At 60.4% G+C, this 14,943-nt stretch carries 12 protein-coding genes; all 12 read left to right on the top strand.

The genetic code is table 11. The features are described from left to right. Window positions 1–32: 32 nt before the first annotated feature. The 12 genes from WLZ34_RS06505 to WLZ34_RS06560 all read left to right on the top strand — a co-directional run bounded on the left by WLZ34_RS06505 (window position 33) and on the right by WLZ34_RS06560 (window position 14,909). Entirely contained in the window at window positions 33–548 is a 516-nt protein-coding gene (locus WLZ34_RS06505) for a winged helix-turn-helix domain-containing protein (RefSeq protein WP_428727319.1), read from the top strand. After that, window positions 548–1,948: an alpha-amylase gene (locus WLZ34_RS06510; protein WP_434731229.1), complete on the top strand. Its 1,401-nt coding sequence runs from the start codon at window positions 548–550 to the stop codon at window positions 1,946–1,948. The genes WLZ34_RS06505 and WLZ34_RS06510 overlap by 1 nt, the downstream gene beginning before the upstream one ends. A 77-nt stretch (window positions 1,949–2,025) precedes the next feature. Then, window positions 2,026–3,567 carry an alpha-amylase gene (locus WLZ34_RS06515; protein WP_434731230.1) on the top strand — a complete coding sequence of 514 codons (1,542 nt, stop codon included), beginning with the start codon at window positions 2,026–2,028 and terminating at the stop codon, window positions 3,565–3,567. Between the two features lie 2 nt (window positions 3,568–3,569). Next, on the top strand, window positions 3,570–5,492 hold the full coding sequence (locus WLZ34_RS06520) for an alpha-amylase/4-alpha-glucanotransferase domain-containing protein (protein ID WP_434731231.1): 1,923 nt from the start codon (window positions 3,570–3,572) through the stop codon (window positions 5,490–5,492). Between the two features lie 7 nt (window positions 5,493–5,499). Further along, window positions 5,500–7,062, top strand: coding sequence for a glycogen/starch synthase (locus WLZ34_RS06525; RefSeq protein WP_434731232.1), 1,563 nt, complete (start codon window positions 5,500–5,502; stop codon window positions 7,060–7,062). Next, the gene (locus tag WLZ34_RS06530; protein ID WP_434731233.1) at window positions 7,063–8,958 is read left to right on the top strand and encodes a glycoside hydrolase family 57 protein; all 1,896 of its coding nucleotides are present in this window, start codon (window positions 7,063–7,065) and stop codon (window positions 8,956–8,958) included. A 50-nt stretch (window positions 8,959–9,008) separates the two neighbouring features. Then, on the top strand, window positions 9,009–9,947 hold the full coding sequence (locus WLZ34_RS06535; RefSeq protein ID WP_434731234.1) for a DHH family phosphoesterase: 939 nt from the start codon (window positions 9,009–9,011) through the stop codon (window positions 9,945–9,947). An 87-nt stretch (window positions 9,948–10,034) separates the two neighbouring features. Further along, on the top strand, window positions 10,035–10,844 hold the full coding sequence (locus tag WLZ34_RS06540) for a hypothetical protein (RefSeq protein ID WP_434731235.1): 810 nt from the start codon (window positions 10,035–10,037) through the stop codon (window positions 10,842–10,844). Window positions 10,845–10,933: 89 nt separating this feature from the next. Further along, the gene (sufC, locus tag WLZ34_RS06545) at window positions 10,934–11,671 is read left to right on the top strand and encodes a Fe-S cluster assembly ATPase SufC (protein WP_434731236.1); all 738 of its coding nucleotides are present in this window, start codon (window positions 10,934–10,936) and stop codon (window positions 11,669–11,671) included. Then, a complete protein-coding gene (gene sufB, locus WLZ34_RS06550; protein WP_434731237.1) occupies window positions 11,661–13,064 on the top strand; it encodes a Fe-S cluster assembly protein SufB in 1,404 nt (467 codons plus the stop codon). Before sufC ends, sufB begins: the two co-directional genes overlap by 11 nt. Continuing rightward, window positions 13,061–14,086 (top strand): SufD family Fe-S cluster assembly protein, encoded by a 1,026-nt coding sequence (locus tag WLZ34_RS06555; RefSeq protein WP_434731238.1) that lies wholly within the window; start codon window positions 13,061–13,063, stop codon window positions 14,084–14,086. Before sufB ends, WLZ34_RS06555 begins: the two co-directional genes overlap by 4 nt. 40 nt (window positions 14,087–14,126) lie before the next feature. Continuing rightward, the gene (locus WLZ34_RS06560; protein ID WP_434731239.1) at window positions 14,127–14,909 is read left to right on the top strand and encodes a hypothetical protein; all 783 of its coding nucleotides are present in this window, start codon (window positions 14,127–14,129) and stop codon (window positions 14,907–14,909) included. The last annotated feature ends 34 nt before the right edge of the window (window positions 14,910–14,943 follow it).

Below are 14,943 nucleotides of genomic sequence, written 5' to 3' on the forward strand. Positions count from 1 at the left end.
TAAGTTTTTAACAACACCCGCTATTTATTTGAGTGAGGGATCGCCTCTTGAAGCAGTCCCACCTCAAGATCCTGTTATTGAGCGATGAAAACGGCTATTTGGATCTGAGTAACGTTCAGCAGAAACTTGATTTGACCATGTCAAGTCTGCGGAAGTACGTTCGCCAGCTCGAGAAGGACGGTTTAGTGGCGAGGAGCGAGAAGGGCCTCGTTCTGACCGAGAAAGGGCTGAAGCTGAAGAAGACCATACTGAACCTGAGGACGAAGAGAGACGTCCCCGCGTACCTTATCACCGACCCCTCCACGGGGCAACCCGTGCCAGTCAGCTTCAGGAGCTACGCCCAGCTCTACGCTCTCCTGGCCTACGACCTCGTGGACAAGACCCTTGTGGACAAGCACATCGCCCAGGGCTACTTGGCGAACTGGGCTAGAGACGCCGTCGGGGACGAGTACCTGGCGAGCCTCATCCAGAGCGGTGGGGTGAAGAACTCGAACGACCTGCTCTCTTACCTCAAGATGATCCTCCAGCTGGTAGCGGTCGAGAAGTAATGTCGGGAGCGGGTGAGTGGAGCGGGGCCCTCGGGCTACTGGAGGAGTACATCACTAGAGCTAGATGGTGGCCGTGGAAGACCGGGGGGAGAAGACCGGTCCTAGTTAAAACGGCCTTCGTAGAGGACATCGCCCACCTCAAGTTCAGCGACGGGGACAACCTATACCAGGCCTCTTTCATTCTCGGCGACCACCCCGGTCTACCAAGCGACAGGCTGATACCCTACAGGGGGCGGTTCATATACGAGGCGGAGTACGACAAGAGGTTCCTCGATGCGGTGAAGAGGGTGCCAGGCGTAGACGTCGAGCTGTCGGGCGACCTAACCCTAGTCGTGGTCTCGGCTAAGCCTCTCACACTAGACTCCACGAACGTCCTCTCTCTAGTGGAGACTGCGGGCGGCGAGAGGTTGGTGTTGAAGAGCTACAGGCTTCTCCCCAGGGTTAACATGGAGTACGAGTGCCTCGTGAAGCTGAGTAGGGAGGGGTTCAAGAACGCCCCCCGCGTGAGAGGCCTCGTCTACGAGGACGGCGAGCCCATTGCCATGCTCCTCCAGTACATACCCGGCTACAACGACGCCGGCTACCCGTTCTACGTCGAGCTCACCGAGTGGCTGAAGAACCCGGGGACGAGGCTGAACGTCGGCCTCTCGGCTAAGCTGGGCGTGATAACAGGCGGCCTACACAGCGCTTTGAACAAGCCCGGCGACAGGGGCTTCTTCGGCGTCGAGGAGGTGTCAGACAGAGACGTGTTGAAGTGGGAGGAGAGACTCAGCAAGAGGGCGAAGTTCATACTGGAGAAGTTCGACGAGAACGCGAGGGTTAAGGGGTTCGAGTGGCTGGCCTTCTGGAGAGAGGTCTTCGAGAAGAGGGGTCTACAAGCCGTCGAAGAGGCGCGCAGCCTCCTGGACAGGTTCGTCCACGCGTACAAGGCGAGGATACACCAGGACCTCCACCTACTCCAGATGATCTACGACCCCGGCGAGAACGAGTTCTACATAATAGACTTCGAAGGCGAGCCCGGTAGGAGCCTTGAAGAGAGGCTGGAGAAGGAGCCCCCTCTAAGAGACGTCGCGTCGCTCGTGAGGAGCTTCCACTACCTATCCTTCGCGGCCCTGCTCAACACGCTCGGAGGCAGCGTTGACGGCTTGGCGAGGAGAGTTCTCGAGGAAGACCCCGCGCAGGCGTGGAGGAGGACCCACCTGACCTCAATGGTGTACTCCTACCTCGCGAGGACGGGCCCCCTCGGCCTGCACGGCCTGGGCGACAGGCTGCTACGAGACGTGGATAGCCTGTTAAAGCCGTGGATCGTCGAGAGGGCCCTCTACGAGCTCGCTTACGAGCTGATGTACAGGCCTGACTGGGCCCCCATACCCTTACTCGGCTTGCTGCGCCTATACTGAACAGTTTAATCGCATGTTTAAAGCTACTGACATGATGGTTTATTTGGCTAAGAGCAGTCTGTAATACTGGTGTTTAAATGCCCGACGTTGTTTTCGTGTTCGAGGTCCACCAGCCCTACCGCCTCGCTAGGAACGTCTACCAGAGGCTTGTAGAGAGGGCCCTTAGAGGCGAGCTCACGCCGAGGGACGTGGAGGAGGCGCTCTTCGACCAGCCCCTGAACAAGCTCGTGATGGAGAGGGCGGCGGCCAAGTGTTACGTACCCGCCACTCAGATCGTACTGGAGAACATCAACCGCTACAAGGACTGGGACAGGAAGTTCAAGGTCACGTACTCGGTGTCGGGGGTCTTCGTAGAGCAGGCTAAGCGGTGGGCTCCGCAGGTGATCGAGCTCTTCAGGAAGCTGGCGGAGACAGGCCTGGTGGAGTTCGCGAGCCAGACCTACTACCACAGCATGGTCGCATTCCTCGGCGTCCCCGAGTACAGGGAACTCGTAGAGCAGGTCACGGAGCACAGGAAGCTAATGGAGGAGGTCGTCGGCTACAGGCCTACCAGCATCGAGAACACGGAGTTCTCGTACAACAACGACATAGCAGCCGTCTTCGCCGGGCTGGGCTACAAGGTCGTGTTAACGGAGGGCGTCGACAGGGTCCTGGGCTGGAGGTCCCCGAACTACGTCTACAAGGCGTACGGTAGCGAGATAAGGGTGTTGACGAGGAACTACAGGCTGAGCGACGACGTCGGGTTCAGGTTTAGCGACAGGAACTGGGACCAGTACCCGTTGACAGCGGACAAGTACTCGGCCTGGCTGGCCGCCACCCCCGGCGACGTTATAATGATAGCCGTGGACTACGAGACCTTCGGCGAGCACCACTGGCCTGAGACCGGCATACACGAGTTCCTCCGCTGGCTCCCCGGCGAGGTCCTGAAGTACTCGAACCTCTCGTTCTCGACGCCGAGTGAGGTTGTAGACAAGTACCCGGCCAGGGACGTCTTCGACGTCCCGCCCTGGTCCTCTATAAGCTGGGCGGACGAGCGGGACTTGAGCGCCTGGCTGGGGAACAGCATGCAACAGGCCTCTATGAAGGCGCTCTACGACCTCTACTACTACGTGGTGGCACTTGACGAGCCGGGGTTGAGGAGGCTGTGGAAGCTCCTTACGATAAGCGACCACTTGTACTACCAAGCCACTAAGTTCGGCAGCATAGGCGAGGTACACGCCTACTTCTCGCCCTACAAGAACGCCCCGGACGCCTACGCCCTTTTCATGGAAACCGTGGGGGTCCTGTCCGTGCTGGTGGCCAACTCGATAGCGAGGAACCCGAGGGGGTTCGCGAGGAGGTTCAAGACGCCTCCCGAGAAGGCCTTCTACTTCTACTCTCCGCTCGAGGGCTTCATCGGCCTCAGGGCCTCGAGCCTACTGGAGCTCGCCGACCAGGTGAGGGCCGTGCCGGACGACATAGTCCTATTCCACGCGAGGAGGGGCGACTTCTCGAGCTGGGTGAGAAACGTCTTTATGCTCGGCGACCTAGCAGATAGGATTAGTGAGGCCGAGAAGAGAGAGCCCCGCGAGGCCAAGGAGCTGATCGCGAGGTACATAAGGGAGTACCTGGGTGCGTAGCCTTGCCCGGCTACTTCGTATTCGCAATACACTTCCACCAGCCGACAGGGCAGCTGAAGAGGGTCAGCGACAGGGTCTTCGAAAACAGCTACAAGCTACTACTGGAGGTGCTGAAGGAGTTCAGCGACCTCAAGTTCACGGTACACGTGAGCGGCCCGCTCCTACTGTACGCCAGCGAGTACTACCCTGAGTGGCTCAACGAGCTAGCCAAGCTGGCGCAGTACGGGGTGATCGAGGTACTGGGTGGGAGCCTGGGGGAGGCGATCCTCCCCATACTCCCCGGGGAGGACAGGGACCTCCAGCTACGGGAGTACGCGAGGCTCGCAGAAAAGGTCTTCGGGCTCAAGCCGAGGGGTGCCTGGCTGCCGGAGAGGGTCTGGGAGCCCGGGCTCGTCGGGCACTTCGCGAGGAGCGGTATAGAGTACGTCCTACTAGACGACTCGACGCTCCAGAGGGCGAACAAGACCAGCAGCGACTCCCTGTACCCCTGGCTGACAGAGGACGCGGGGAGTAGGCTCGCGGCGTTCTTCATAGACACGGCCCTCCGCTACGTCCTACCCTGGGAGCACCCGGACAGAGTTATCGACTTCATGAAGTCCAGGGTCAGGGGCCTAGAAAACCCGGTGCTTGTCTGGGGTAGCGACGCTGAGAAGTTCGGGGAGTGGAGGGACCCGGGCTGGGCCAGGTGGTGGCTTAGGGAGTTCCTGAACAAGCTTAGGCTCGAGAGGGAGATTCAGACCGTACACCCCTCCGAGTACTTGAAGCAGTTCGGCGTCAGGGGCCTGGTCTACCTGCCCCCGGGCAGCTACGACAAGATGCTGGAGTGGAGCGGCGGGTTCTTCAGGAACTTCATCGCCAAGTACGCCGAGGTCAACAACATGCACAAGAAGATGTTGTGGGTGAGGAGGAAGCTGGAGCGCGCGGGCGGCGGGCTGGAGGAGGCCTGGAAGAGCTACCTGCTAGCCCAGTGTAACGACGCCTACTGGCACGGCTTGTTCGGAGGCGTATACCTGGCTCACCTCAGGCAGGCGATCTACGAGAACTACATCAAGGCTGAGAGAGCGGCGGAGGAGGCCGCGGGCTACTTCGAGGAGGATGCCCGTAAACTCCTCCTGGAGGACTTCGACTACGACGGCCTAGACGAGCTCTTGGTCGAAAGCAGGGACTACAACGTCTACGTAGACCTGCGGGACGGCGGCACTGTCTTCGAGTTCGACGTCAAGAGGAAGGGGCTCGAGCACAACCTCCAGGACACGATGAGCAGGTACGCGGAGCCATACCTCGAGGGTGCGAGGTTCGCGCCCGACTGGTACAGGCGCGTCAGCGCCAGGGTCCACTTGTGGAGCACCGACACGGGGATAGACGACTGGCTGTGGAACACGCCCTTCAAGGACCTCGGCGACCTCGCCTTGGCTAGGCACTACCTGACCCACATGGACAAGGAGGGGGTGACGCTGAGGGCTACAGGGGGCTACTACGTCTTCGGGAGTAGAGTCGCCGAGGTCGAGGTGGAGAAGAGGGTGAGGTTCCTGGGCAACGGCTACGCGATCGACTACGCGGTGAGGAACCTGAGGGGCGGTGTAATAAGGGCCAAGGTAGGCTACGAGTACCACTTGGCGCCCAAGATAGACAGGGTGGGCGAGGGGGAGCTCTCGTACGCGGTGGGCGGCTCGCGTCTGAGCGTCAGGGACAGGTACGTGGGCAGAGCCAGCTCTGTAAGGGTGTCGAGCCCGGTCTACCCCGACGTAGAGCTGTCGGCGAGTAGAGAGCTGGAGGTGTGGGCGGCACCGCTGTCTACTCTGGCGAGGACGGAGAAGGGCCTCATGGAGATGTTCCAGGGGCTAGCGGTGCACTTCGTGGACTACGTCGAGCTAGACCCGGGGAGAGAGGTCAGGCTCACCGTAGAGACGAGGGTCGCGTGGTAGTCTAGAGTTGAGGGCCTGGATCCTGACCTTCGAGTCCAAGACGACGAGGAAGGTCGGCGGTCTGGCCGAAGTACCGCCGGAGCTGGCCAAGGGCCTCAGCGAGAGGGGGGTCGACGCCGTCCTGGTGACGCCCTCGCACGGGCTTACCCCCGAGGGGGACGTGCTACTAGAGTACAGGGTTGAAGGCGAGGTCTACAGGGTGTCTTCCTCGGACCTGGCCGGCCTGAGGCACTACATAGTCAGCGGCGGGCTCTTCAACAGCAGCGACGTCTACGGCGGCGACCTCTACGCGAAGGCCCTCGTCTTCACTCGCGTGGTGAAGGCCCTCTACGAGAAGTACCTGGACGAGGGTGACTGGCCCGACGTCCTCCACGCCAACGACTGGCACTCCGGCCTGTCGATTGTCGCGGTGAACAGCCTGGCCCTCGAGAAGGGGGTGAAGACGAGGCTCGTTTACCACGTCCACCTGCTCTCGAAGTCGAGGGCGAGACTAGAGGACCTGGAGTCCTTGACCGGCGGGAAGCAGGTCAGGGGTAGGCACGGCGTGAGGGACTTGAGGTACTACTACGAGGCCTCACAAGGGTTCGTCGACAGGCTAGTCCCCCTCGTCTCCGACACCACGGTCACCGTTAGCGACGACTACGCTAGGACCGTTGAGAAGTGGGTGGGCCTCAACCACGGCCTGAGAGTCCTCACGGTGCCCAACGCGAGCTCGTGGACGCCCGAGTTGGTCCAGAAGTATGTCAAGGAGCTGGCGGGAGACAGGGGGGTGGCCGACAGAGCCCTGACTAGGAGGGCCGTGTTCAAGGAGCTGTGCTCGGGGAGCGTCAGCGCGCTGTCCGGCGAGGCGTACAGGGCGCTCAAGGCCCTGGGAGTGGACGCCGCAAGCGACACCTGGCACCAGTGCTTCGAGGAGGACGGAGACCTGGTACTGGCCACCGGTAGGGTCTCCAGGCAGAAGGGCTTCGACCTTTTGCTCAGCGCCCTCGAGAAGGTCCTGGTCAGGAACCCCATGGTCAGGGTACTCTTAATGATTATCCCAGTGCCCGGCTCCGAGAGCATTCTCGAGTTCATGGTCAGGAGGCTTAGGCTCTTCGACAAGAACCTGAAGATAGTCTTCGGCCACGTGGATAAGAGGGTCTTCGTCCCCGCCCACTACGCCGCAAGCGTGTTTGTCGCCCCGAGCTACTACGAGCCCTTCGGCCTCGTCGCGCTAGAGGCCATGGCCTCGGGCACCCCCGTCCTGGCCAGCGACACCGGTGGGTTCAAGACTACAGTCCTCGACGTACGGGTGCACGGGCTGCGTGGGACGGGGGTCCTCTTCGAGAACGGGTCTGTGGGGCAGCTAGCCTCCTACCTAGCAGACCTAACGCTGTTCATGGCCGCCGAGGACGGCGCGGCCCGATCTAACCGGGTGCCCGGAAGGATAATGGACCCGGCAATAAGGAGGCTGCTCATAGAGGAGCCCAGAGCTCCCTCGATTATAAGGAGATCTTGTGCCCATAGATCGGCGGAGTTTAGTTGGGCGAGGTCTGTTTCGAGGCTACTCGAGGTCTACGGGGCGGTTTAGTTGTCTAGCATCGTCCCTTTTAAACACGTAAACGGCGTAGAGGCCTACCTCGTGCTGGACAAACCGCTCTACAAGCCCGGCGGGGAGGCCAAGGCGCACATACTCCTCGAGAACAGGGGGAACGAGAGGAGCCTGAGAGTCAGGCTGGTCGACGAGAAGAACGCTGTCCAGGCCGATAAGACGGTGAACTTGAAGGAGGGGGAGAGAGTCGTTGACATAACATCGGTCTCCTTGATCGAACAGCCCGGTGTACACAGGCTGAAGCTCTACCTCGACTCCACGGTGGTAGACGAAGTCGCCTACATCACGGCCGACCCGTCGTCGAGGAGGCCTGTTAAAGTTGCCTTTGTCTGGCACAACCACCAGGCCCCCAACTACGACCCCGCGGGCAGGTACCACGCGGACTGGGCCTTCTCCTACGTCTACAAGGACATACTCAAGCCCTACGGCCGGGGCCCCTACCACTACCACACGGTCCTGCTGGAGAACCACCCGAGCTACTACGCCACGTTCAACCTCAGCCCCAGCCTGCTCTACCAGTGGGACATGGCTGTCAAGGGCCGCGTGGTCTTCAAAGACGGGAGGGTGCTCCCCAGGGAGAGCGACGAGGTGAAGCTGGTGGAGGAGACGCTGAATTCCTACGTAGAGTTCGCCAAGGAAGGGAGGATAGACGTTCTGACCAGCGTGTACGCCCACACGATACTGGGCTTTCTGACGGACGTTCTGGACGCGCCCGACGTCGTCGCCGAGGAGGTCGCCTACGGGGTTAAGGTGAGCAAGGAGGTCCTAGCCGGGTACGAGCCCCTGGGGTTCTGGACCCCCGAGATGGCGTTCTCCATGAAGCTCGTGAAGATACTCCAGGACAACGGGCTGGAGTACACGGTGCTGGACGACGCCAACCACTTCTACTACTCGGAGGGCGAGAGGGGGACGCACTACGAGCCGTACATCCTCCTAGACCCATCCACCAGGAGCCACATAACCGTGTTCTTCAGGGACAGCTACCTGAGCAACGTGCTGAGCTTCCAGAACAACTTCGTATCCGAGCTACACGCTTGGAGGAACGCGTACGAGTTCGCGTACATGGTGGCGGGGAAGTGGCTGGAGAAGGCGGCGAAGATAGTGACGGTGGCGCTCGACGGCGAGAACTGGATGGCGTTCTCGAAAAACCCTCCCCTCACAGCGTACTTCTCGGACAGGCTCCTCCTCTACCTCGAGGCCTTGTCCGACTTCAACTTCATAAAGACGACGCACCTCAGGGAGGCCCTGGAGGAGGTGCCGGCGAGGAGGGTGCTCACCAACATACCGACCAACACGTGGCTCGGGACTTTCAACAAGTGGCGCGGAGAGGTCGCTGAGCAGGAGAAGCACTGGACGAGGGTGGCCGAGGCCCTGAGGCTCCTCAGGGCCTACGAGAACATGATCCAGGGAAGGGACAGCTACAGCGCGTCCGCGAGGTACGCCCTGTGGCACGCCCTTGACAGCGACTACTGGTGGGCGGAGTTCTGGAGCCCCGGGGTTATAAACGCGTGGCTCGACGAGGCATACAGGGTACTGCAGGACAGGCTCGGTAACGTCAGGGTGGTGGACGTCAAGGTCAGGGGGGACGTCTACATGGGAGGGGAGTGCGAGCTTGTGGCGTCCGTGGAGAACAACCTCGACAGGGACGTCAAGGTGAGCATACTCGTGGACTCCTACGTTGTCAGGGACATCGCCGGGGCCCCAAGGCAGGTCGTCCTGAAGGCTAGGACGGTCAACAACGTTGCGTTCAGGGTCCGGGCGACGTCTGCTGGTGAGGCGCCCGTCTCTATTCTGTTGCTCAGCGACAGCAGCGTAGTGTCCTCGTACACGAGGAGCCTGTATGTCGCGCAGAGGCTCCCGCATAATCCACGTTAGTTTTTTAAACAGTGCTTACAAATTAACTATCACGCCCCGGGTAGGTAGTGGTGGGTAGAGTCTCGATAACGCACTGGGATATCGACGGCCTCGCGTCGGCGGCCTTCATTTACTTCAAGGTCAGGCCGGTGCAGCAGATACTGGCATCGGTGACCTCTCTCCCCAACTACCTCCTAGAAGTCCTGCGCCAGACCCCGCCAGTTAGAGAGGTCTGGATAGCGGACTTGAACCCCCAGGCGTCTAGCCTGAGGGCCCTAATCGCGTTCCTCGAGGAGGCCAAGAGGAGGAAGATCAGGGTCTACTGGCTAGACCACCACGAGTGGGACCCGAGCGTGTACAGAGAGCTAGTGGGCTTCGACGACGTGCTGACGTACGTGGTCGACCCGAACTACACCTCGGCCGACCTCGTCGCCAGCAAACTCGGGTTGAGAGGCGACAAGTTCGTCGAGGAGCTCGTTAAGCTCTCCTACGACGACGACTTCTTCCTCAACAAGTACGAGCTCACAGTGAGGTGGAGGAGGGTGCTGAGGTGGTACGGCTGGGAGGTGAGGTACAAGGCGTTGGAGTCCTTCAAGAGGAGGGATTTGGCCCCTGCGTGGATGATCGAGCTGTACAACAGAGAGGTCTCGGTTGTCTACGAAAACCTGATAAGGGAGGCGATCGCCAGGATGGACGTCGTCGAGAGAGACGGGTTCAGGATAATGATATTCCCCGACGTGGACCCGCGGATCCACCCGGGCGAGATCGTCGACGTGTCGGAGAAGAACGGCCTGATAGCCCACCTATACATAGTCAGGTACCCGCGCGGCGTCAGCCTGAGGAGCGACTACATAGACGTCTCGTCGATCGCCAGAGACCTGGGCGGCGGCGGTCACGCGAGAGCGGCTGGTATACCGGGCGAGGTCAGCCTGAGGGCAGTACTAGACAAGGTCTTCGAGAAAATAGACCAGTCGAAGTTCGCCCCTTTAACTGACAGACAGGTCGCATAGCAGCCCTCCCTCCTTGACGTGCTCAATTAAAAACAACGTTATATTATGTAAGTGTTAAAATCCTACATAGGAGTAAAGGGATCTCGTTTGGCTCTAAACGTCAGCATACGGCAAGAGGACGTCGACTGCGTCAAGAGGCTCATGTCCAAGCCGTGCGAGATACTGAAGATGATACCCGTTGTCTCCGACTGCGCCGCGTCGGGGGACACGGTGAGGCTCGCCTTCGGCGACGAGCTCTTTAAGGCCGTAGCGGTCTACACCGTTCTAGAGAAGACCGAGACCAAGATAGCCCTCTCCCTAGACTACCTGGAGGAGGGGGAGCCGAGGGCGAGGTTGACCGAGCTCTGGCTGATACTCGAGGGCAACAACCTCATCATAGACTACAAGCTCGAGGCTGGGTTTAGGGTGAGGGGTCAGGCCCAGAGAAGCCTCGAGACGAACCTGTTAGCGCTGCGGGGAGTAATCCCGGTCGTGTGCTCGAGGCTCGGACAGCCGCTGGAGGAGAGGAGGCCCGCCCGGGAAGAGAGGCCCCCGCCACCGCTTCCGCCCCCGCCGCCGCGAGCTGTTCAGCAGCCTCCGAGTCCGGCGAGAGCGGAGGAGGCCAAGCAGCCGCCTCCCCAGCCCGCCGCCGCGTTCAAGTACGACCTGTCCGACTCTAGGGTTAGGGCGAGGCTCATGAGGGGGTCGCGGTCGTTCAAGATTTTACCCGCGAGCACCAGATTGGAGCAGGCGGTCTCGGGCGAGCTCGCTAAAGGGACGTGGCTCGTCGTGGAGACCTACGCCTCGGGCAAGAGGTACGTGGTAGTCGAGAACGGGGCTGTGCAGGGAGTCTACTGCGAGCAGGACTGTAGCGGCGAGCCTCTGACCGTCATAGCGTACGAAGTAGCCGGTCCCTGAGTGGGATTTGTTTATTTTCAAACCGATAACCCTCTCTCCACCCGTCCCACTAAGTTTATTAGGTTAACCAAACCTGTCATTGCATTAGGGTGTTTACTTTGCTGCTGGTAGACAGCGTGAGCGTCGAAGTGGGCGGTAAGCTGGTCGTCAGAGACGTCACGGTCGAGGTCGGGGACGGGGAGATAGTCGCCTTAATGGGGCCTAACGGCAGCGGCAAGACCAGTCTCGCCTACGCGGTTATGGGACACCCGGGCTACAGGGTCGTGAAAGGGAGGGTCGTCCTGAACGGGGAGGACATCACCAGCCTCCAGCCTTACGAGAGGGCCAGGAGGGGGTTGTTCCTCTTCTTCCAGAACCCCGTCGAGGTGAAAGGGGTCTCTCTAAGGGACTTGTTCAAAGCAATCAACACCTCGTGGCGCCAGGTAGAGGGGGTCGGCTCGCTACTGGAGGAGACCGCTGTTAAGGTGGGCCTCAAGAGGGAGCTACTCGACAGGGGGCTGAACGAGGGGTTCTCGGGTGGGGAGAAGAAGAGGTCGGAGTTCCTCCAGGCCCTCCTGTTGAAACCCAAGTGCCTGTTGATGGACGAGCCGGACAGCGGGCTCGACTTGGAGGGGGTGAGGCTCCTCGCCGACTACGTAAACAGCGTCGCGAGGGAGGGGGCTTGCGTCCTCCTGATAACCCACTACCCTTCGCTACTACAGCTCGTCAGGCCCTCCAGGGTCCTGGTGATGCACAACGGTGCGGTCGTGGCCTCTGGGGGAGTCGAGCTAGTGGACAAGATAGCCAGGGAGGGCTACTCCTCCGTGGTGTCCCATAATGGGCTTTGACATCCGGGGCTTCGAGCTAGAGGAGCTCACGGGCGTGGAGTACAGGAGCAGAGTTGAGATAACGGGCAGGGTCAGCAGGAGCCTAGTAGAGGAGATCAGCAGGTCCAAGAAAGAGCCCGAGTGGATGAGGAGGCTCAGGCTCAGGGCTCTAGAGTACTTCGAGGAGGCCCCTGCACCACAGTGGCTGCCGTACATCCAGAGAATAGACCTCGACGAGATAACGACGCTCTACACGAAGCCAGACGTCGAGGTGGCGAGCGACTGGAGCGACCTACCGGAGGAGGTGCGGAGGATCTACGAGAGGCTGGGCCTGCCCGAGGCGTACGCCAGGTACCTAGCCGGGCTCACGACCGTGCTCGACAGCGAAAGCGTCTTCGTGGGCATGAAGGACTTCCTAAGGAGGCTGGGCGTCGTAATGGTGCCGATGGAGGAAGCCGTCCAGAAGTATCCCGACCTGGTGAAGAAGTACTTCTCGAGGGTCTTCCCCTACACGGACCACAAGTTCGCCGCACTACACTACGCGCTGTGGAGCGGCGGCGTCTTCGTCTACGTGCCGAGGGGGGTGAGAGTCCCCTACCCGGTCGAGGCCTTCTTCTTCCTGGGTAGGGAGATGGAGGGGCAGTTCGAGCACTCGCTCATAGTAGCGGACGATAGCAGCGAGCTGGTCTTCATAGAGGGATGCAGCGCGCCCAGGCTTAGGAGGGAGAGCTTCCACGACGGCATGGTCGAGATATACGCCCACCCCTCATCCAGGGTCTCCTTCGTCACGGTTCAGAACTGGAGCAGGAACGTCATAAACTTCAACAACAAGAGGGCCGTCGCGGAGGAGGGCGCCTTCGTGGAGTGGGTGGAGGGGAGCATAGGCAGCAAGATCACGGTGACCTACCCCTCCACCGTCCTCAGGGGCGAGGGGGCCAAGACCGTCTCGACCCTCCTCAGCATCAGCAACGGTGGCTACATAAAGGACACGGGCTCTAAGGTCATACACGCCGCTCCGAGGACCTCTAGCAGGGTGTTGTCGAAGAGTATCGTAGCAAACGGCGGCCTCAGCGTCTACAGGGGGCTCACGCAGGTCAACAAGGGGGCTGTTGGCTCGGTCAGCCACGTCGAGTGCGAGAGCCTGATACTCGACGAGAAGAGCGGGTCCTACACCTACCCGATCGTCCACCTGCTCGAGAGAGACGCCGACGTAGGCCACGAGGCCTCAACTCTCAGGCTGAGCGAGGACCAGGTGTTCTACTTGATGTCAAGGGGGTTGAAGAGGAACGAGGCCGTCTCTCTGGTAGTAAACGGCTTTGTTAGAGACGTACTGAGGAAGCTGCCCTTCGAATTCGCAAGCATGTTGAAGAGGGTGGTCGAGCTGGAGTTCGAGGAGTACGGTGGTGTCGGTTGAAGAGCCTGCTCCAGTTCGTAGGAGACTCCCCGACAATAAAGCACTACATCAACCCCTACGAGTACGCGAGGCTGGTCGAGGAGGCCTCTAGAGCGGGCAGTATCGGCGAGCCCGTTGTCCTCGTCGAGGGCGCTAGGGTCGCGCAGTCTCCAACACGAGACGAGTACGCGGGCGACTGTAGTAGCGTCTACTGTCTACTCCACAAGAGGTACGAGTCGGCCCGGTACGATATAGAGGTCGGCGGCGCGCCGGGCAAGGCTGTAGTAGAGGTAAACTCCGGCAGCCTGTTCTCTGCGGTAGGCCTCAACCTGGTGGTCAGTAGTAGCGGGCTGTACGTGCTGGAGCTCAACCTCAACACGAAGGGGTCTCTCAGCTTGTCTCTGACCTTGGACGCTGAGCCCGGGTCTAGACTCCTGCTGAGAGTTAAGGCTGGCGAGGGGCTGGCGAGCTACCTCCGATTGGCCTCGAGGCTAGGCTGTTGCGCGAGCGAGAGAGCCGTGTTAGTCGAGTCTTCCCGCGTCCTCAAAGTCGAGGAGCTCGTCTCGGTAGACTCGGCGTCGCTCAACGAGAAGGCGGTCGTCCTAGCGCTAGGGAGGAGCGTCGTAGACGTCGACGTGCTCGGCCGCGCGAGAGGCGATGGCCCGGCTCTCCACGTGAGGCAGTTGCTCGTAAGCCTGGGCGAGTCCACGGCTGCGGCCAGGGGCACTCTTGTAGCCGAAGAGGGGTCTAAGGAGGGCTCGCTCGTCTACGGCATTGAAGCCCTCCAACTAGGGGGCTTAGCCCTCATGCAGCCGAGGCTAGAGGTCAGGACGAATAACGTCGCGGAGGCCAGGCACTACGCCAGGAACGTAAAGCTGGGCACCGAGCAGCTCTTCTACCTGGTCTCTCGCGGGCTCGACCCGCGTGAGGCTAGTATGCTGTTCGTGAGAGGGCTAGTAAAGGAGGGGCTGAACGACGCGGCGCTCTCGAACACGCTGGTGGAGGAAGCGTTGAGACACGTTGCCCCACACCTCGAGGCTTAATTGAGCTGACTATTTAAAAGCCTTCCGCCCATATTATTACATGGTTTGCTCAGTTGAAAAATATGCTAGCGTTGTCCAGATGATGTCCACTCAGATAGAGGTAGGCAGGTGCCCGCCCAGCTTCGTGGACTACTTGCTACTAGAGCCCTGCTTGTTCCTCGGGATACTACCCGTGGTGTCATCTTGCGAGATATCTGGTGACAGTGTAAGCGTGAAATTCTCTAAGCCGGTAGACCACGTGTGCGAGTACAAGCTCTGGCAGGAGCCCCGCGGCTGGAAGATAGAGCTGAGAAAGGGCCCCGAGCCGAGGGCGAGCGCCTACCTGGAGTGGCTGAGGCTCTACTACCTCGGAGGCGCCTTCTTCAAGCTGGAGTACGAGGTCGCCGGGGGCTTCTTTGCCAAGAGGGAGCTGGCCAAGGTCTACTCAACCCTGTTCTCCAACTACACCGCCCTCGCCGAGGGGAGGTGCCGAAAGGTCGACATCGCCGAGAGGCTCAGACCCCCTAGAGCCCCACGAGTGGAAGTAGAGGAGAAGCCTTTCTGGGAGTCGCTACCAGTGGACATCAAGGTAGACTTGTCACTCGCACTAGTTAGGGCCCAGTACCTGAGGGAGGTAGAGCTGGTTCACGCCTCGGACGGGCTGCCCAAAGCCAACTACCTGGCCAGCAAGGTGAGGTCGGGCGAGTGGATGATAGTGGTGGTCTACCCCAACGGGAGGGAGTACTTACTCCTGTCCAACGGGGTTATAGTGGGGCGCTACTTGGAGGGGGTTAAGGGCACAGTAGTCCAGTCGGTCTTCTACAAGCTGAGGACGCCGAAGTAGCTCTAGTTGAGTGAAAAAGCAAGGTTATTATTCT

Origin of the sequence: Thermogladius sp. KZ2Tp1, assembly GCF_051131135.1 — an archaeon.
Classification (GTDB): domain Archaea; phylum Thermoproteota; class Thermoprotei_A; order Sulfolobales; family Desulfurococcaceae; genus Thermogladius.